We start from the raw sequence: 18,422 nt of genomic DNA, 5'->3' as shown, positions 1-18,422 counted from the left end.
AACATAATTGCTGGAGTTTTTATATTTGTAATTTTTAACTAGCACAACAGGTTAAATTAGAATTAATAATAAATATATTGATTTATAAGAGTTATGAATAATATAATTATATAAAACTATATTTAAAATACTTATGATATAAAGGTTGAAATGTAGTTGAATTTTGAAAATAGTAAATCAATTACAAATTTTGTTTAAAGGAGAAGAGCTAAATGGAATGGGGAAAAATAATAGCAGGAGTAATCTTAATATCATTATCTTTATTTTTTAATCATTTAATATCTTACTTTGTAAATAGAAAAACGAAGCACTTTGACACAGGGCCATTTGCAAAGGATTACTTATATAATCCTAAAATTAAATTATACAAAATGATCATTGCCTTCATTTCTGTTACATGCGCTTCTCTTATTACTATTTTTGTTATAGAGACGTTCTTATTATAGTTAAAAAGGGGAAATATTAATGAAAAAGGTATTTAAGAATATATTTTTTGTTTTGGTAATAATGTTAGTTGTTTGTATTGGAAGCATAAGCACTTTAGCTGTTTCTGAATCAGGATTCAATTTATCCATTGAGGAAATGGAAGAGAAAGTAAAAGAGTTTTATAAGTTGGAAATTGTTGATGAAGATTATATTGGGAATAGCTCGCTTGAGCGTAATATAAAGAAGTCTTTTAATGGTGATGAGGATGTTAAGGTTGAATATAGTGACTTAAAGATAAAAGGAGTTACTTATTATGATGAAGATGGAAATATCATAAGACAATTCTTTGGAGAAGATGCAATTAAATATTTATATCTTCGAGCTTTTGAAGAGGAAACCATTTTAGAAAATGAATTTTTTAATTCAGCTTATGTAATACCAAATTCTAAATATGAATGCGAAGTTATAGAAACTTCATATGAAAAGAGAAAGATAACTCCTTTAATCAAAAAGAAAATGAATTTAGATAAGATAAATGCTTTAGCTCTGATAATTGATGCAGGGTTAGAATTTAAGGAACCAATATATAATGTACTTAAAACTGCAGCAGGAGTTATTTTAGATGCTTATTCTATAGATGAAATTGAATGTAATGCTGAAGATATGGTACAAACCGAATACTTTGAATTTGAAACTAAAGAGGTTACTATTGGCGAAAAAAAAGATAATAAAAGACCAACGAATTGCTTTAAACTTATAAAAAGAGATACATCTCTTTTTACCTCATATATTTTAAAATATGAAGGAAAGGCATATGACTGTACCCAAGATTATGGAAAAATAGAATCTAGTTATCCTAGAGTATTTGATAATGATAAAAGTATACTTGCACTTGCTATAGAACATCTTAATAATTATGCACCTTACTATACAATAAATTTTGATGATAGACAAAAAGCAATAACAGAATCTTTCTCTAATCGTGTAAGATTTAATTTTAGGGAGATTAATTATAGAGATTAATTATAGCAACTAAATAATATTTATATATCATTAGAGCCTGATTATTATTCTACAGGCTCTTTTTATGTGTGCTTAGTATGGGCAACAACTTGGTGGTGAAAGTCCAATACTACCCGAACTCTATACAGTAAATGTGGCAGTTACATGGGAGGAAGGTTGTTGTTCTTACATGGGGAGGTCGGGAAGTAAATTAATTATTTACCTCCTACCCGATTCTTTAAAATCTGATTTTATTATTTTACCCTTTTCATCTAAATGCATCTTTGTAATCTTAGTTAATTTTGGTACATTATCGATCTTAGCACATTCTATAAGGTGATATACCTTGGAGGTATCTCCTGTTTCCTTATAAACATCTCTCAATAGTTTAAGAATTGAATATGGATGTTCCGGCTCTTTTAGAGATATAAATGATGTATTTGGCTTTACCATAGCTTCGCCAATTAATTTTTCAAAATCTAGATTTTCTAAACCTGGTATAAGAAAATATTCAACATCATTATTTAAATCATCAAAGCCTTTAACCTGAACTGATTTAAATTTACCTTTAGCTACTGCCATTAGTGTAGCCATTAATGGTCTTATGCCAGCAGACCTATGTCCAGATACAATAATGGACTCTTTTTTATTAATAGCTTCTTCAATATAGTTTCTTTCTGCTTCAGTCATAAATTCTTGTGTTACATACTTTTGAATCATTGCGTTCATTTGAAATGCTCCTTTATCCATTGAATTTTGTTAATTAGATGTAAAGATTACATCATTTATGATAATACTAAAAAATAGTGAAATAAATTATTCTATATAATTTTACCCAAATTAATGGTAAAATAGCTATATTATATAAAAAATATTAAAAAAATTAATGTTAATATTAAATGTATTTAAATCTTGGAGGTTCAAATGATGAAAATAAAAATGGAAAAGCAGAAAAACATAGCTCTTATTGCCCATGATAATAAAAAAGAAGATTTAATAAATTGGGTAAAAGAAAATAAAGATATATTATCAAAACATTTTTTATGTGGTACAGGAACTACTTCAAAGCGAATAGCTGAAAGTACAGAACTACCAGTAAAGGCTTTTAAATCTGGTCCTTTAGGTGGAGATCAGCAAATTGGAGCTCGTATTGTTGAAGGCAAAATTGATATGGTAATTTTCTTTTGGGATCCGTTGGAAGCTCAGCCTCATGACCCAGATATAAAAGCTTTGCTTAGAATTGCTGTTTTATATGATATCCCTATAGCTACTAACAGGGCATCAGCAGATTATATATTATCTTCTCCATTAATGGATGAAGAATATATAAGAGAAATAATTGATTATTCTGATTTGAGAATATCAAGATAATTTTTAAAATTATTAAGCTATTAATGTAAATTAGGGATTGAATTTGTCAAAAAGATATAAAATATAGTTGCAATCTACTTTATAGTATGTTAAGATTAAGTTGTAGCTTTAATTCGGAAGTAAATAATCAATACACAATAATTTCTATGGGTACAGAGATTTATCTGCATATAGTAAAGAAATTTTATTGTTGGTATTTTTACAAAGAATTAAAGAAATAAAATTTCGGAGGTATATGCAATGAAAGGTACAGTAAAATGGTTTAATGCAGAAAAAGGATTTGGATTTATTACTACAGAAGAAGGAAACGATGTATTTGCTCACTTCTCACAAATCAATAAAGAAGGATTCAAAACTTTAGAAGAAGGTCAAGAAGTTGAATTCAACGTTGTAGAAGGCGCTAAAGGTCTACAAGCTGAAAATATCACTATTCTATAGTCAATGGATACTTACAACCTCTTAAAGATATATCTTTAAGAGGTTTTCGATTATTGACAGCAAAAAATCTATATGATAATTTATTAGAGATTGAGTTTTAAAATTCAAATAAAAGGAGAATACATATGAGCGAAAAAAGAGTTCTTGCAGTAGTAAATGGTAAAGAAATAACTGAAGATACTGTACTTAAATTTCTTAATGATTTGGGACCTCAAATGGCAATGCAATTTCAATCCCCAGATGGTATAAAAAGAGTAGTAGATGAATTAGTAAATCAGGAATTAATGTATCTTGACGCTTTAGATAGAGGACTAGATAAAGAGGAAGCTTTTACTAAGGAATTAGATAGATTAAAAGAAGGTTTACTTAAACAATATGCATTACGAAATATTTTATCTGAAGTTAAAGTAACAGAAGGTGAAATATTAGAATTTTATAACGAAAATAAAGAAAACTTTAGAAAACCTGAGTCTGTAGCTGCTAGTCATATTCTAGTAGATAGTGAAGACAAGGCTAAAGATATTATAGATGAGATAAATAAAGGACTTTCCTTTGAAGAAGCTGCACAAAAATATTCTTCTTGTCCTTCTAAGGAACAAGGAGGGAGTTTAGGTGAATTTACTAAAGGACAAATGGTTCCAGAGTTTGAAACTGCTGCTTTCAATATGGAAGTAGATACTATTTCAGAGCCAGTAAAAACTCAATTTGGATACCATATAATCAAATTGACAGCTAAAAATGAAGAATCTTTAAGTACATTTGACGAAGTTAAAGGTCAAATATCTCAACAAGTACTTGGTATGAAGCAACAGGATGTTTATATAAATAAGGCAAATGAATTAAAACAAAAATATGAAACAGTAAACAATATGTAATAGAGAGGCAGTAAGCCTCTCTTTTTTTATTGTGCGCCCAACATGGGCATAAACTAGTCGGTGCAAGTCCGATACGGGGGTTGATAGTGCCAACCGTTAGCTTAAGACAAGGGTGTCCATCGTGAGGTGGAATCTGAAGGAAGTCAGCGGCGAAACTCTGGTCTGAGGTATACGAACTACATTTGAGGCTTAACTCTGTGGATGAGGTTGCAATACAAACCAAAGTCCTAAACTATCCGAGACAGGGAAAGTAAATGTAGCAGATATATGGAGTGAAAGTGTATACTCTTAGCCTTAAGAGGTCTGATAGATACATCATTAAAAGATAAAACATCTAAATGATAACCCATGCAGTGATGTATGGATGAACTATCAGAAGTCAGCAGAAGCCAGCAGAAGCCATAGTACAAAGTTAGTCATGAATAACTTTGGAAGGGCTGAACATTAAGGAAGTGAGTAAGTTTGGCAGTCTCAACAAACATGAAAAGAATACAGAAAACCAAAGATTTGGACTACCTTGTGGAAGTAGAGTTGGAAACTCAAGGTAAACAGTGTTAAAACTCGTGGGCGAAACCTAATGAAATTAGGTGTTCCAAGAGATATAGCATGGAAGTTTGCGAATACAAGGAAAGGTTACTGGAGAATATCCAATAGCTACATATTAAATAAAACCATAACTAATCAAAGATTGATTAATCATGGTTTTAAAAGTTTATCTTCGCAGTATATTAAATTTGGATTGTCTTAATGAACCGCCGTATACCGAACGGTACGTATGGTGGTGTGAGAGGACGGAAAATAAAATAATTATTTTCCTCCTACTCGATTGATAAATTTGCTTAGGAGAAATCCATATGGTTTCTCTTTTTTTATGGACTAATATTATAAAATATATGATATAATTAAATAGGTATATATTATATACAAAAAATCCTAGGGGGATAGATAATGAAACTCGAATTATTCGACTTTATAGATGAAACCTTAGAACTTATAGAAGAGAGAAAGGAAAGTATAGAAAATGTAGCTAATTCATTAGAAAAGTTTTTTACTGATAGTTTTTTTATAAAGGATCATTTTTTAAATGTAAACTATAGGATAAAATCTCCAGAGAGCCTAAGGGAAAAAATATTACGACATAATTTCTACATAAAATATAAAACACCAGAAAACTTACTGAATAATTTATCGGATTTAATAGGTTTTAGGATTGAATGTAGATTTATCGAAGATGAAAACAAGATTTATAAAGATATTGTGAATTTATTTGAGATAAAATGTGAAAATGGATTTTATACTAACCATCTTAACTCAAATATTATGCTGCAATTAGAGGAAAAACAACCTCAGAAACAAAAAAATGGATTTGAAATATATAAGATTGATGGTAAGTATTGCAAAGATGGTAGTTGCATTAATTTTGAACTTCAGATAAAATCTTTGGTAAATGTTTTTTGGGGAGAAATAGACCATAGAATATTATATAAAAACTTTAATTATATGCTAACTGAGGACTTTTTTAGGGATATTATGTCTTCCATAAAAGATAACTTGTCTATGATTGATAGACAACTAATGCTTGTATATAATCATTTGAATGGAATGGATGCAAGTAATGCTTTAAACAAGAAGGTACAATTACAGGCATTATTGTCAAAGATTATCCATGATATTTATATAGTTAAGATAAGACAAGAAATAGGATTTGTTGTAGATTTCAAAAAGTCTACAGATGTAATTGTAAACTATATTTTTATGAAGGGCGGACCAGAGGAGTCAGAAAATTATAGTGTAAACTTTCTTAGGATATTAAATAGATTAAATGATATAGGAAAAAATGATATATCTTTCAATAGGTATATAAATTTTGAAAGAGAGATTTTTTTCAATGATGATTTTACGAGAAAAATTGGAAATAGTATTCTAGAAATAATCAATAAGGATTTTAGATGGAATTTATTTTTCAGAATAATATTTGAGATAGAAGAAGGTAATAATGCAGAAGACTTTGAAGGCTTTATGATATTTATTAGGTATAGATTTTATGAAAATCTAATGCTTATATTAGAAAATAAAAATATGGAAGAGAATGAGAAAGATGAGATAATCAATTGTGTAATGGAGGATATTGCTACTGCATTTTCTAAAGAGATAGATGTTGATTTTTTAAGCGATTGTAGTATTAAATCTCTAAATCATAATATTGGAAAACTTTTTACAGATATATGTTCATTTGAGAAATGGAAAGAAAATAAAGAAAAGATATCACATACAATATTAGCTCATGATTTTTAAAGTATTTGAAAAATCAAATACTTTTTTTCTTATTGGGTAAATATATAGTATAAGATGGAGAGGAGATCAAGGTATGAAATTTGGAGGAAAAATCAAGTCAACCTTATTGAGTATAAGAAAAAGTATTAGAAGATTTCCCATAACAGTAGCTGTTTCTACAGCTTTAGCCATTTTACTAATTTATATAAATGAAGCTAATTTAAGTATAGGCACTATAGAAATCTTAAATAAAATAAAATTAGTAATGGGACTTGGAATTCCTTTATCCCTATGTATCGGTTTATTAATAGAGAAATTTTTTGAAGAAAATAAATCAATTCAAATATTATTATATGGTATAGGAATTGGATTTTTAGTATTATATTATTTTAATTTTATAGATGACTATAGAAATGTGTCTATGGCTAGATATTTAGGTACTATGTTATTTCTTTTATTATCCTTTATATATATACAAAGGATTGGAAAGAAAAATAATTATGAATATTATTTAATGGATATATGGTCCAGTTTTGTCATAACATTTATATATTCATTTGTTTTATACTTTGGTGTATCAGCAATACTCTTTACTGTAGATAGGCTGTTCGATGCAAATATTCGTGGAGAAATTTATTATTATATGTTTTTAATAGTATCGTTAATATTTGCAGTATCCTTATTCTTATCTAAATTGCCATCTATGGAGGAAGAATATCATAATTTTGAATATACAAAGGCTTTAAAAATACTTTTAATTTATATAGTTATTCCTTTAATAACTGTATATACGGCAATATTATACGTTTATTTTGGAAAGATACTTATAACAAGACAATGGCCTAGAGGATTAGTATCACATTTAGTACTATGGTATTCTACGTTATCTGTTGGGGTAATATTTTTGATAACTCCCATATTAGAAGAAAACAAGGTAGCTAAATTGTTTAAAGATTTATTTCCCAAAATAATACTTCCTGTACTTTTTATGATGTTTATGTCTATTTATCAAAGAATAGCTCAATATGGAATAACTGAGAATAGATATTATGTAGTGCTTCTTGGACTATGGGTGTTGGGAATAATGCTATATTTTTCATTAAAAAAACCTTTGAGAAATATTATTATACCTATTAGTTTATCTTTGATTATATTGAATTCAGTATATGGACCTTTAAGTAGTTTTGCTGTTTCAAAGTCTAGTCAAAATAAAAGATTAGAAAATATATTATCTAGAAACAATATGTTGAACAATGGAGAAATAGTTAAAAACATTGAAATACCTTTAGAGGATAAAAGAGAAATAAGTAATATAATAAGTTATTTTAATTTAAACCATGAGCTGCAGGATGTAAAAATACTGCCAAAAGATTTCGATTTAAATAAGATGGAGACTTTAATGGGATTTAAATATGCCCCTTATTCATCATATGAGCAAAATAAGTATTTTTATTATAGTATTGATTGGGAAGATGCCATTGATATAAAGGGATATGATTATTATATAACTATGAATTCATGGGATGAAAATAAGAAAGAGATTGATGGATTTAATTTCCAATGTAATAAATCAAAAAATACTTTGATTATTTCTAAAGAAGATAATATTATATTTGAGCAGGATATGTTTCAATTTGTAAAGGATATATATGATAAACAAGAAGCTAAAGCACAGGATGGAAAAAGAAATATAATAGATTATAATGATATGTATTATGAATTTGCTGTTCCTGATATTGAAGGAAATATGAATTTGAAAATTATATTCACCAGTATTAATGGAAGAGTAGAAGGAGATAATAATTTAATCATTGAAAGTGTGGATTTTATTCTATTAACTGGTAATAAATAATAATATGAAAGATAAATTCTATTTTTAGAATAAATAAAGTATAATATTTATTGGATATTAAAAACGGAGGTAAATATGAGAGAGATATATTTAGCTGGTGGATGTTTTTGGGGAGTACAGGAATATATGTCAAGACTTGATGGAGTAGTAGAGACCAAAGTTGGATATGCAAATGGAACTACAAAGGATCCAACTTATAAAGAAGTGTGTACAGGGATTACAGGACATACTGAAACAACCTATGTAAAATATGATGAGAATATTATTTCTTTAGAAGAACTATTAAATAAATTCTGGAAAATAATAGACCCAACTATTTTAAACAGGCAAGGGCCAGATATAGGGAATCAATATAGAACTGGAATCTATTATGTAGATGATGAAGATTTAAAATCTATAAATAAAACCCTAGAAGAACAAAAAACTAAATATAATAAAGCAATAGTAACAGAGATTATGAAGTTGAAATCTTTCTATGATGCCGAGGAATACCATCAAAATTATCTGAAAAAAAATCCAGGTGGTTATTGTCATATAGATTTAAGCAAATAAAATGGAATCCCTTAGGGGATTCTTTTAATGTATATGGAGTTGAGATGATGAAAAGATTTAAAAAAGTATATATAGAGATAACAAATAAATGTAATTTAAGGTGCTATTTTTGTCCAAAGACTAATAGAGAGGAAAGGTTTATTACTATTTCTGAATTTTCTTATATACTGGATGAAATAAAAGAATTTACTGATTACATTTATTTTCATGTAAAGGGAGAACCGCTCCTACATCCAAATATAAAGGAATTATTAGATATATCTTATAATAAAGGATTTAAAGTAAATATAACCACCAACGGTACTTTACTTTCTAAAGCTAAAGAAAAGTTAATTGGTCATCCAGCTCTTAGGCAAATTAATATTTCATTGCATAGTCTTGACGGAAATAATGGCATGAGTGGAAAAGATGATTATTTAAATAATATATTTGAATTTATTAATTCAGCAGAAGAAGACAAATCATTAATAATAGCATTAAGGCTTTGGAATTTAACTGATGATAATTTAGTTAATAAAAAAATAGAGAAGAATATAGAAATATTAAAAAGAATAGAAGAAGAATTTAAACTTCAGTTTAAAATTGAAGACATAATAACACCTCAAAGAGGGATTAAGCTAGGTAATAGAATATATTTAAATCAGGACATGAGGTTTATATGGCCAGATTTAAATAATCCAGACTTTGGTGACAAGGGATATTGTCATGGTTTAAGAGATCAAATAGGGATTTTAGTTGATGGTACAGTAATACCTTGTTGTTTAGATGGAGAAGGGAAGATATCCCTAGGCAATATATATGAAATGAATTTAGGTGAAATTTTGACTTCTCATAGGGCAGAAAATATTTATGATGGATTTTCCAAAAGAGTTGTTACAGAAGAAATGTGTAGAAAATGTGGGTTTAGAACTCGTTTTAATTAATTAATAAAATTTAAAAAATAATTATTTCATAAAAGGTTGACACAATATATAGTGGTTTGCTAAAATAGTATAGCAATATATAGTATTTATAAAAGACAAGGGGGATTTAGAGTGATTACTAAAATAAAAAAGAGGGATGGAAGAGAGGTTCCTTTTAATATTGAGAAGATTTCTAATGCGATTTTTAAAGCAGCTCAAGCTGCTGGAGGACATGATTATAATACATCTATGAATTTAGCAGAAAAAGTAGTGGCTTCTGTGGAAGGGCAGTTTCAAGGAAAGGTACCTGATGTAGAAGATATACAAGATATAGTTGAGAAGACTCTTATTGAGTCAGGTCATGCTAGGACTGCTAAAGAATACATATTATATAGGGCAGAACGAAATAGAGTAAGAGAAATGAATACTAGGCTTATGAAGGTATTTGAAGACCTAACATTTAAAGATGCTAAAGATGTAGATATAAAAAGAGAAAATGCAAATATAGATGGAAATACGGCCATGGGAACTATGCTTAAATACGGGTCTGAATCTGCAAAACAATTTTATGATTTATTTGTTTTAAATCCAAATCATTCAAAAGCTCATAAATCAGGGGATATTCATATACATGATTTAGATTTTCTTACATTAACTACTACTTGTTGTCAGATTGATATAGTAGATCTATTTAAAGATGGATTTTGTACTGGACATGGATTTTTGAGGGAGCCAAATGATATACAATCATATTCAGCTTTAGCATGTATTGCTATACAATCCAATCAAAATGACCAACATGGAGGACAATCTATACCTAATTTTGATTATGGAATGGCATTAGGTGTGAAGAAAACTTATACTAAATTATATAGACAAAACTTAAGAAAAGCTATTGAATTATTAGTTGGTGATGTTGACCTAGATGATAATTTAAATAATGTATTTAAAATTTTAGAAAAAGAATATAACCTAGTTCCTGCATTAGGAGGTAATGAGGAATATAGAGGAAAAGAAGCTGAATATTTAAAAGAATTATTAAATGATGATGAAATGGTTGAGAAAATACAGAAGTTCACTGAAAGAAATAGTTATAAGGATACAGATAGAAAGACTTTTCAAGCTATGGAGGCTCTAATTCACAATCTAAACACTATGCATTCTAGAGCGGGAGCACAAATTCCATTTAGTTCAATTAATTATGGAACAGATACATCTTTAGAAGGCAGAATGGTAATTAAAAATTTATTATTAACTACTGAACAGGGCTTAGGAAATGGGGAAACTCCAATATTTCCTATACAGATTTTTAAAGTAAAAGAAGGGGTTAACTATAATAAAGAAGATATAAATTATGATTTATTTAAATTGGCATGCAAAGTAAGTGCTAAAAGATTATTTCCTAATTTTTCATTTATAGATGCTCCATTTAATCTTAAATATTATAAACAAGACAAGCCAGAAACAGAAGTAGCATATATGGGATGTAGAACTAGGGTAATAGGAAATGTCTATGATCCATCTAGGGAAATTGTAAGTGGTAGGGGAAATCTAAGTTTCACTACTATAAACCTTCCAAGACTTGGTATTCAAAATAGGGGGGATATAAAGGGATTTTATAAACAATTAGATGAAACTATAGATCTAGTTATAGAGCAGTTAATAGAGAGATTTGAAATACAAGCAAGTAAAAAGGTAATCAATTTTCCATTCCTTATGGGACAGGGAGTTTGGATTGATTCAGATAAACTATCTAAAGATGATAGTATAAGGGAAGTACTGAAACATGGTACGTTATCCATTGGGTTTATAGGATTAGCAGAGTGCTTAAAAGCTTTAGTAGGAAGTCATCATGGCGAGAGTAAGGAGGCACAAATCCTAGGTATAGCCATAGTTAAACACATGAGAGATAGGATGGATGATATTAGCAAGCAGTATAAGATGAACTTTACTTTATTAGGCACTCCAGCTGAAGGTACGGCAGGACGATTTGTAAAGATAGATAGGGAAATATTTGGGGGGATAGAGGGTGTAACTACAAAAGAATATTATACAAATAGTTTCCATATTCCAGTTTATTATAAGATCAAAGCTATAGATAAAATAAATCTAGAAGCACCATATCATGAATTAACTAATGCTGGACATATAACTTATATAGAATTGGATGGAGACCCTTCTTATAATTTAGAAGCCTTTGAAAAGATAGTTAGAGCTATGAAAGAAGCTGGTATTGGCTATGGTTCTATTAACCATCCTATAGATAGAGATCCAATATGCGGCTATACGGGAATAATTGGAGATATATGTCCACAATGCGGAAGAGAAGAAGGCAATGTTAAATTTGAAAGAATTCGTCGTATAACAGGATATTTAGTAGGTACCCTCGATAGATTTAATGATGCGAAGAAAGCTGAAGAAAGAGATAGAGTAAAACATTTTTCTTGTTCTAATAGGTAAGGGGTAATGAAATGGAGCAAATAAGAATAGCAGGAATAGAAGAGGAGTCAATTGTAGATGGTCCAGGAATTAGATTAGTAATATTTACTCAGGGATGTAATCATAATTGTATTGGATGCCATAATCCAGAAACTCATTCTTTTCGTGGCGGTAAGTTAATAGATATAGAGGATATAGTTAATATGATAAAAGAAAATCCTTTATTAGATGGAATCACTCTTAGTGGCGGGGATCCCTTTGAACAGGCAGTGGAATGTAGTGTTTTAGCTAAAAGGGTCAAAAATTTAGGCTTAAATGTGGTTACCTATACAGGATATACCTTCGAAGAGATACTTACTAATAAAAAATTTAGACAGCTACTATTGCAGACAGACATATTAATAGATGGTAAATTTGAAGTATCTAAAAAATCCATGGTGCTGCAATTTAGAGGATCAACAAATCAAAGAATAATAGATGTGAAAAAGTATTTAGGTGATATAAAAAATAAGCAATAATATATAGATTTTTATGAGATTATTTTGTTGTTAAAATATACTATATCTGATAATATAAGGTAAAGAAGTATTTCCAGAAATGAAATATAAGTAAATGTGAATCAAGGGTAAATATTGTTAGTGCTTAACTTAAAAGGACAAATAATCTAATATATCTAATGTAGATATATTAATAGATTGTACAAATAGATTAGACATATGCAGAAAAGTGATGAATTACTATTAATTCCATTTTAGGGGTTAAGGGATTGGTATATAATCAGTAATTGTTGATTTGAAAGAATATAACGCTGTACGAAATTAGAAATAATATGAAGAATCTAGAATTAAGCATAGAAAGGATGATAAGTATGAGAGTTTTAGAAGGTCTTAAACCAGACAGAGTAATGTATTATTTTGAAGAGATATCTAAAATACCTCGATGCTCTTATGATGAACAAAGGATAAGTGATTATTTAGTTAATTTAGGCAAAGATTTAGGATTAGAAGTTATTCAAGATGAAGCCTTAAATGTAATTATAAAAAAACCAGCCTATAAGGGTTATGAAAACAGTCCTATAATAGTATTGCAAGGACATATGGATATGGTCGGTGAAAAGACGAAAGATTCGAATCATGATTTTTCAAAGGATCCAATTAAAATGGAGATAGATGGAGACTATATTATTGCAAGGGAAACTACTCTTGGAGCTGATAATGGTATTGCTGTAGCCATAGCTTTGGCTATATTAGAATCAAAGGATATACCTCATCCGGAATTAGAAGTGCTTATTACATCTAATGAGGAATCAGGTATGAGTGGAGCAGAGGCATTAGATCCAAGTAATATAGAAGGCAAGATTTTAATTAATATAGATTCAGAAGAAGAAGGTAAGATACTTGTAAGTTGTGCAGGAGGAGAGAGAAATATAATAACTATTCCTGTACAATGGAATGATTTATCTCCTAATAGGGAATTATATGAATTAGTAGTCACTGGTTTAAAAGGCGGACATTCAGGTATGGAAATTGATAAAAGCAGAGGAAATGCCAATAAGATTATTGGAAGAGTATTAGAAGCAATGGATAAAAAAATAGATATAGACCTATGCTATATAGAAGGTGGTTCCAAATCTAATGCTATTCCTAGATATGCAAAGACTATTGTAGCTGTTTCAGGGAATAATATAGAAGAGGCCAAACTAATAGTTTCTAATATGGAAAAGGATTTGAAGATTGAACTAAATTCTTCTGATAAGGATATTAAATTAGAATTTAATAAAATAAATAGTGAAGAAAACAAGGTGTTTTCAAATGAGACTAAAGCTAAAATAATTACTTCTTTAATGCTGTTACCAAACGGAGTCCACTCTATGAGTATGGATATAGACGGGTTAGTAGAAAGCTCCAATAATGTAGGTGTTGTAAATACCATTGAAGACGAAATAACTATTGAAATATCCATTAGGTCATCATTAGGTACATTAAAGTCTTATATTTCAAATCAAATAAGATTATTAGCTGAAACTATTGGAACAAAGTGGGAAAGCTTATCTTCCTATCCAGCTTGGGAGTATAGCAAAGATTCTTATATAAGGGATGTCTTTGAAGGAACCTATAAAGATATATATGGTAAAGATATAATTATTACAGCTATTCATGCAGGTCTTGAATGTGGATTATTTAAAGAGAAGTTTGGTAACATGGACATGGTATCCTTTGGACCAAATATGTATGGAGTACATGCTCCAGGAGAAAAACTTAGTATTTCTTCTACGGAGAGGACATATGAATTGTTATTAAAAGCATTGGAAAGAATTCGATAATTTACTAAAATATATATGTACTTATATAGTTAAATAAGGTATCATTAGCATATAATTAATTAAATATAATTGCAAAGGAGAATGAAAATGGATAATAAAAAAGATGAAACTTTTGAATACAATGATGAACATTGCGGCGGATGCGGATGCGGATGTGACTGCAATGATGATCATGAGTATGAAGATTTCGAATTCGAAGATATGGATAATGATGTAATTTATCTTACATTAGATGATGATACCGAATTAGAATGTAATGTATTAGGAATATTTGAGGTAGAAGATGTTGAATACATTGCGTTATTACCTATTGGAGAAGAAGAAGTATTACTTTACAGATATATTGAGCATGAAGATGATGAGTTTGACCTACTACCTATTGAGAATGAAGAAGAGTTTGGAACTGTATCAGAGGCTTTTGAAGCTTTGTTTTTAGATGAAGAAGATTTTGTAGAATATGAAAACTACGATGAAATAGAAGAGGAATAATTGTATATGAGCACTTTGCCGTTTTGGTGAAGTGCTTTTTGCAAACTTTAGGAGGGCAGGACAATTGTATAAGTTAATAGCAATTGATTTAGATGGGACATTGCTAGATGATATGAAAACAATACCACAAGAAAATTTAGAGTTAATTAATAAGTTAATCAGAAGAAAATATGAAATAGTAATTGCTACTGGACGAAGATATTGGTCTGCAAAGGAATTAACTAAGGAAATAGATAGTCATATGACTATTTTAGCTAATAATGGCAATATAGTTAGGAATTCTGAAAACGATAAAGTTATATTTTCTAAATATCTTAATATGGAAGATTTTAGAATAGTTGTTGAGGAGGGGAGAAAGAGAAACCTCAATCCAATTGTTCATATAGATGGATATGAAGAAGGTATTGATATGATAATTGAGTCTGGCAAAGATTATCATAATTATTTAGAAAAAGATAATAGATTTAAAAAGGTAAATGATTGTTTGGAAATAGAGGATGCTAAAATATTGGCAATTGTATATGGAGATTCTAAAGCTGCCATTTATCCTTTTTATGAGGATATAAAAAATAAATATTCTAGTTCTTATAATATCCATATAATGGAGAATGTAAAATTTGCAGAAACTATGCTAGAAATAATGAATCCTCTAGGAAGTAAGTGGATTAGTTTACTAGAATATGCTAAGGGACTAAATATTAAGCCTGAAGAAATAATTGCGATTGGTGATGATAATAATGATATAGAAATGATAAAAAATTCAGGTCTTGGTATAGCCATGAAAAATGGTAGTTCTTTAGTAAAAACTTCAGCAAAGATAATTACATCTAGAGATAATAATGAATCAGGTGTTGCATTTGAATTAAAAAGGGTATTAAATATTTAAAGAAAGGAGGAAAATATTGAATCAGATAACAGTATATAATACTTATTCCAAATACTTAAATGATAAATATGGAGAGAAAGTATATAAGCTACCCATAAACCTTCCTTTAACCTGTCCTAATAGGGATGGAACTGTTGGAAGGGGGGGATGTATCTTTTGCGGAGAGGAAGGTGGTTCTTTTGAGAATCTGTCATCTTCTATATCTATAAAGGAGCAGTTGGAAATAAACAAGGAGTATATTGGAAGAAGGTATAAGGCAAAAAAATTTATAGCTTATTTTCAAAATTTTACAAACACTTATTTACCTTTTGAAAAATTTAAAGATTGTATAGAAGAGGCTTTAGTAGATGATATTGTTGGTATATCCATTTCAACTAGACCTGATTGTGTTAATGATAGATATTTAGAATATTTATCTAAGGTCAAAGAAGATTATAATATAGATATCATTATAGAACTAGGACTTCAAACTGTAAATTATCATACTTTAAAGAAAATTAATAGAGGACATACTTTAGCAGAATATATAGATGCAAGTATAAAGATTAAGAAATATGGTTTAAGAAACTGCAGTCATATTATTTTAAATCTTCCTTGGGATGATGATGCTGATGTAATTGAGAATGCGAAGATATTATCATCTTTAGGGATAGAAGAGGTTAAACTACATGCTTTGTATATTGTAGATGGTACTGCTTTAGGGAATCTTTATAAAAAGGGAGAAATATTTTTAATATCTAAAGAAGAATATATGGAAAGAGTTATCTTGTTTTTAGAATACCTAGATCCTAATATTGTAATTCAGAGAATTATAGGGAGAGCTCCAGAGGAAAATTTATTATTTGTAAATTGGAATGAATCTTGGTGGAAAATTAGAGATGAGATAGTATCTATTATGGAGTTGAGAAATTCTACACAAGGTATTAAATTTAATTACTTAAATGGAAAAGGAATAAAGAAATTTGAATAATTTTGTCAAATAAAAGAGGAAAAGAAAGATTCGTGTCGAATATATAATTATATAGTTATATAATTATAATAAATAAAAGAAAGGTAGAGGTGGTTAGTCATGGTTAAGTTAATTTTAGGTGAAAAAGGTTCTGGTAAGACAAAATGGTTAATTGACAATGCCAACAAAGATATGAAAGAAGGCAATGGTAATATTGCTTTTATTGATGTGGATGACGACCATATATTTACTTTAAATTATAATGTAAGATTAATTAATGCCATGGAATTCAATATATTAAATGTTGAATCATTCTATGGCTTTTTGTGTGGCTTAATTGGCATGGACTATGATGTGGAAAAAATCTATGTAGATAGTATATATAAGATAATGAAATTGGATATACCAAGTTTAGAGAAATTAATAGATGATTTAAATATAATAAGTGAGAAATTTGAAATAGAATTCTTTATAAATGTTGACTATACTATGGAGGAAATCCCAGAACATTTAAGGGAATATAGTATAGAATTAGAGGCTGAATACTCATTATAATATAAAAGGCAGAAATCTTTTGGATTTCTGCCTTTTATAGTTTGAATTTTACTATTTCATGCTATCTGGCTTGAATGTACCGCAATCTGTTTCCTCAGAAGATGTAGCATTTTTAGGTAATATTTCAATTTGACCAGCTGTACATAGGTCGCCATCTTTATAATAGTGACAAGTGTTTACTACACATTTTACACCTTGAGTGATATTTTCGTTATTCATAATTATCTCCTTTCAAAATAGTTTTACAGTATTAGTTTTGCTGATTTTCAAATTATTATACCTAAATAATAGTTTAATTAAAGGATAAAATAAGGTAAAATAGTTATATTAGATAAGAAAGGTGATAAAATGGCAAAAAGAGAAAGGCTTGATAAAATACTTTCCAATATGGGATATGGCAGCAGAAAAGATGTAAAAAAATTTATAAAAGATGGAAAGGTAAAGGTAAATAATACCATTATTTTAAATAATGAATTTAAGGTAAATCCATATGAAGATGAGATTTATTTTAATAACGAGGAAGTTTTATATAGAGAGTACATATATATCATGTTAAATAAACCTCAGGGTCTTGTTTCATCTACTAACGATCCAAAAACTAGAACAGTAATAGATCTGCTTGATGAAGAATATTTAATTTATAAACCTTTTCCTGTAGGAAGATTAGATAAGGATACAGAGGGATTATTGATGATAAGTAATGATGGGAAATTAGCACATGAATTATTATCCCCAAAAAAAGGTGTTAACAAAAAATATTATGTTGAAGTAGATGGGTTTGTGGAAGATAAGTATATTGAAACTTTTAAAGATGGTATAACTTTAGATGATGGATATAAAACTTTACCTGCAGATCTAGAGATAATAAATGCAAATATAATCTCTAAAGTATATTTAACTATTAATGAAGGTAAATTTCACCAAGTAAAAAGAATGTTTGAAAGTATTGATATGAAGGTTTTATTTTTAAAAAGAATGTCTATGGGACCCTTAGTTTTAGATGAGGCCTTAAATCCTGGAGAATATAGGGAATTAACAGAAAATGAGATAGAAGCACTAAAGGCTTATGTAATATGATATAATATAATT

Annotated in this window: 18 protein-coding genes; 16 read left to right on the top strand and 2 right to left on the bottom strand. The window is 28.7% G+C overall.

Annotated elements, in window-relative coordinates; all coding sequences use genetic code 11:
- Window positions 1–465 precede the first annotated feature (465 nt).
- Window positions 466–1,449 (top strand): hypothetical protein, encoded by a 984-nt coding sequence (locus ABWP20_RS13690; RefSeq protein ID WP_353096514.1) that lies wholly within the window; start codon window positions 466–468, stop codon window positions 1,447–1,449.
- A gap of 198 nt (window positions 1,450–1,647) precedes the next feature.
- Here ABWP20_RS13690 and ABWP20_RS13685 read toward each other — a convergent pair whose 3' ends face one another.
- The gene (locus ABWP20_RS13685; protein ID WP_353096513.1) at window positions 1,648–2,157 is read right to left on the bottom strand and encodes a hypothetical protein; all 510 of its coding nucleotides are present in this window, start codon (window positions 2,155–2,157) and stop codon (window positions 1,648–1,650) included.
- Between the two features lie 198 nt (window positions 2,158–2,355).
- Here ABWP20_RS13685 and ABWP20_RS13680 point away from each other — a divergent pair, with 198 nt between their 5' ends.
- The 14 genes from ABWP20_RS13680 to ABWP20_RS13615 all read left to right on the top strand — a co-directional run bounded on the left by ABWP20_RS13680 (window position 2,356) and on the right by ABWP20_RS13615 (window position 17,333).
- A complete protein-coding gene (locus ABWP20_RS13680; protein WP_353096512.1) occupies window positions 2,356–2,799 on the top strand; it encodes a methylglyoxal synthase in 444 nt (147 codons plus the stop codon).
- 240 nt (window positions 2,800–3,039) lie between these two features.
- Window positions 3,040–3,237: a cold-shock protein gene (locus ABWP20_RS13675; RefSeq protein ID WP_094901600.1), complete on the top strand. Its 198-nt coding sequence runs from the start codon at window positions 3,040–3,042 to the stop codon at window positions 3,235–3,237.
- Window positions 3,238–3,362: 125 nt separating this feature from the next.
- Window positions 3,363–4,112 carry a peptidylprolyl isomerase gene (locus ABWP20_RS13670; RefSeq protein ID WP_353096511.1) on the top strand — a complete coding sequence of 250 codons (750 nt, stop codon included), beginning with the start codon at window positions 3,363–3,365 and terminating at the stop codon, window positions 4,110–4,112.
- A 948-nt stretch (window positions 4,113–5,060) separates the two neighbouring features.
- Complete coding sequence (locus ABWP20_RS13665) at window positions 5,061–6,407, top strand: GTP pyrophosphokinase (RefSeq protein ID WP_353096510.1); 1,347 nt, start codon at window positions 5,061–5,063, stop codon at window positions 6,405–6,407.
- A gap of 73 nt (window positions 6,408–6,480) precedes the next feature.
- Entirely contained in the window at window positions 6,481–8,238 is a 1,758-nt protein-coding gene (locus ABWP20_RS13660; RefSeq protein WP_353096509.1) for a DUF4153 domain-containing protein, read from the top strand.
- Window positions 8,239–8,313: 75 nt separating this feature from the next.
- On the top strand, window positions 8,314–8,790 hold the full coding sequence (msrA, locus tag ABWP20_RS13655) for a peptide-methionine (S)-S-oxide reductase MsrA (RefSeq protein ID WP_353096508.1): 477 nt from the start codon (window positions 8,314–8,316) through the stop codon (window positions 8,788–8,790).
- A 47-nt stretch (window positions 8,791–8,837) separates the two neighbouring features.
- Entirely contained in the window at window positions 8,838–9,713 is an 876-nt protein-coding gene (locus tag ABWP20_RS13650) for a radical SAM/SPASM domain-containing protein (protein ID WP_353096507.1), read from the top strand.
- 111 nt (window positions 9,714–9,824) lie between these two features.
- Entirely contained in the window at window positions 9,825–12,152 is a 2,328-nt protein-coding gene (locus tag ABWP20_RS13645; protein ID WP_353096505.1) for an anaerobic ribonucleoside triphosphate reductase, read from the top strand.
- Window positions 12,153–12,163: 11 nt separating this feature from the next.
- Window positions 12,164–12,649, top strand: a complete 486-nt coding sequence (gene nrdG / locus ABWP20_RS13640) for an anaerobic ribonucleoside-triphosphate reductase activating protein (protein ID WP_353096504.1) — start codon at window positions 12,164–12,166, stop codon at window positions 12,647–12,649.
- A gap of 350 nt (window positions 12,650–12,999) precedes the next feature.
- Window positions 13,000–14,454, top strand: a complete 1,455-nt coding sequence (locus tag ABWP20_RS13635; RefSeq protein WP_353096502.1) for an aminoacyl-histidine dipeptidase — start codon at window positions 13,000–13,002, stop codon at window positions 14,452–14,454.
- Between the two features lie 87 nt (window positions 14,455–14,541).
- Entirely contained in the window at window positions 14,542–14,943 is a 402-nt protein-coding gene (locus tag ABWP20_RS13630) for a DUF1292 domain-containing protein (protein ID WP_353096501.1), read from the top strand.
- 64 nt (window positions 14,944–15,007) lie between these two features.
- Window positions 15,008–15,829 (top strand): HAD family hydrolase, encoded by an 822-nt coding sequence (locus ABWP20_RS13625; protein ID WP_353096499.1) that lies wholly within the window; start codon window positions 15,008–15,010, stop codon window positions 15,827–15,829.
- Between the two features lie 16 nt (window positions 15,830–15,845).
- Window positions 15,846–16,799, top strand: coding sequence for a tRNA modification radical SAM protein MnmL/YtqA (gene mnmL, locus ABWP20_RS13620; protein WP_353096498.1), 954 nt, complete (start codon window positions 15,846–15,848; stop codon window positions 16,797–16,799).
- A 99-nt stretch (window positions 16,800–16,898) separates the two neighbouring features.
- A complete protein-coding gene (locus ABWP20_RS13615; protein WP_353096496.1) occupies window positions 16,899–17,333 on the top strand; it encodes a hypothetical protein in 435 nt (144 codons plus the stop codon).
- Between the two features lie 51 nt (window positions 17,334–17,384).
- On the opposite strand, the gene ABWP20_RS13610 is transcribed toward ABWP20_RS13615, so the two are convergent.
- A complete protein-coding gene (locus tag ABWP20_RS13610; RefSeq protein WP_353096494.1) occupies window positions 17,385–17,552 on the bottom strand; it encodes a DUF1540 domain-containing protein in 168 nt (55 codons plus the stop codon).
- Window positions 17,553–17,681: 129 nt separating this feature from the next.
- Here ABWP20_RS13610 and ABWP20_RS13605 point away from each other — a divergent pair, with 129 nt between their 5' ends.
- Window positions 17,682–18,410, top strand: coding sequence for a pseudouridine synthase (locus ABWP20_RS13605; RefSeq protein ID WP_353096493.1), 729 nt, complete (start codon window positions 17,682–17,684; stop codon window positions 18,408–18,410).
- Window positions 18,411–18,422 lie beyond the last annotated feature (12 nt).

Origin of the sequence: Tissierella praeacuta (genome assembly GCF_040396155.1) — a bacterium.
GTDB lineage: Bacteria > Bacillota > Clostridia > Tissierellales > Tissierellaceae > Tissierella > Tissierella praeacuta_A.
The sequence above is the reverse complement of the archived record's forward strand: the minus strand, read 5'-3'. Positions and strand labels throughout refer to the sequence as shown.

Excerpts from the sequence above, each read along its gene's own strand:
- ABWP20_RS13690 (WP_353096514.1), top strand. The coding sequence starts at position 466 with ATGAAAAAGGTATTTAAGAATATATTTTTTGTTTTGGTAATAATGTTA.
- ABWP20_RS13685 (WP_353096513.1), bottom strand. The coding sequence starts at position 2,157 with ATGAACGCAATGATTCAAAAGTATGTAACACAAGAATTTATGACTGAA.
- ABWP20_RS13680 (WP_353096512.1), top strand. The coding sequence starts at position 2,356 with ATGAAAATAAAAATGGAAAAGCAGAAAAACATAGCTCTTATTGCCCAT.
- ABWP20_RS13675 (WP_094901600.1), top strand. The coding sequence starts at position 3,040 with ATGAAAGGTACAGTAAAATGGTTTAATGCAGAAAAAGGATTTGGATTT.
- ABWP20_RS13670 (WP_353096511.1), top strand. The coding sequence starts at position 3,363 with ATGAGCGAAAAAAGAGTTCTTGCAGTAGTAAATGGTAAAGAAATAACT.
- ABWP20_RS13665 (WP_353096510.1), top strand. The coding sequence starts at position 5,061 with ATGAAACTCGAATTATTCGACTTTATAGATGAAACCTTAGAACTTATA.
- ABWP20_RS13660 (WP_353096509.1), top strand. The coding sequence starts at position 6,481 with ATGAAATTTGGAGGAAAAATCAAGTCAACCTTATTGAGTATAAGAAAA.
- msrA (WP_353096508.1), top strand. The coding sequence starts at position 8,314 with ATGAGAGAGATATATTTAGCTGGTGGATGTTTTTGGGGAGTACAGGAA.
- ABWP20_RS13650 (WP_353096507.1), top strand. The coding sequence starts at position 8,838 with ATGAAAAGATTTAAAAAAGTATATATAGAGATAACAAATAAATGTAAT.
- nrdG (WP_353096504.1), top strand. The coding sequence starts at position 12,164 with ATGGAGCAAATAAGAATAGCAGGAATAGAAGAGGAGTCAATTGTAGAT.
- ABWP20_RS13635 (WP_353096502.1), top strand. The coding sequence starts at position 13,000 with ATGAGAGTTTTAGAAGGTCTTAAACCAGACAGAGTAATGTATTATTTT.
- ABWP20_RS13630 (WP_353096501.1), top strand. The coding sequence starts at position 14,542 with ATGGATAATAAAAAAGATGAAACTTTTGAATACAATGATGAACATTGC.
- ABWP20_RS13615 (WP_353096496.1), top strand. The coding sequence starts at position 16,899 with ATGGTTAAGTTAATTTTAGGTGAAAAAGGTTCTGGTAAGACAAAATGG.
- ABWP20_RS13610 (WP_353096494.1), bottom strand. The coding sequence starts at position 17,552 with ATGAATAACGAAAATATCACTCAAGGTGTAAAATGTGTAGTAAACACT.
- ABWP20_RS13605 (WP_353096493.1), top strand. The coding sequence starts at position 17,682 with ATGGCAAAAAGAGAAAGGCTTGATAAAATACTTTCCAATATGGGATAT.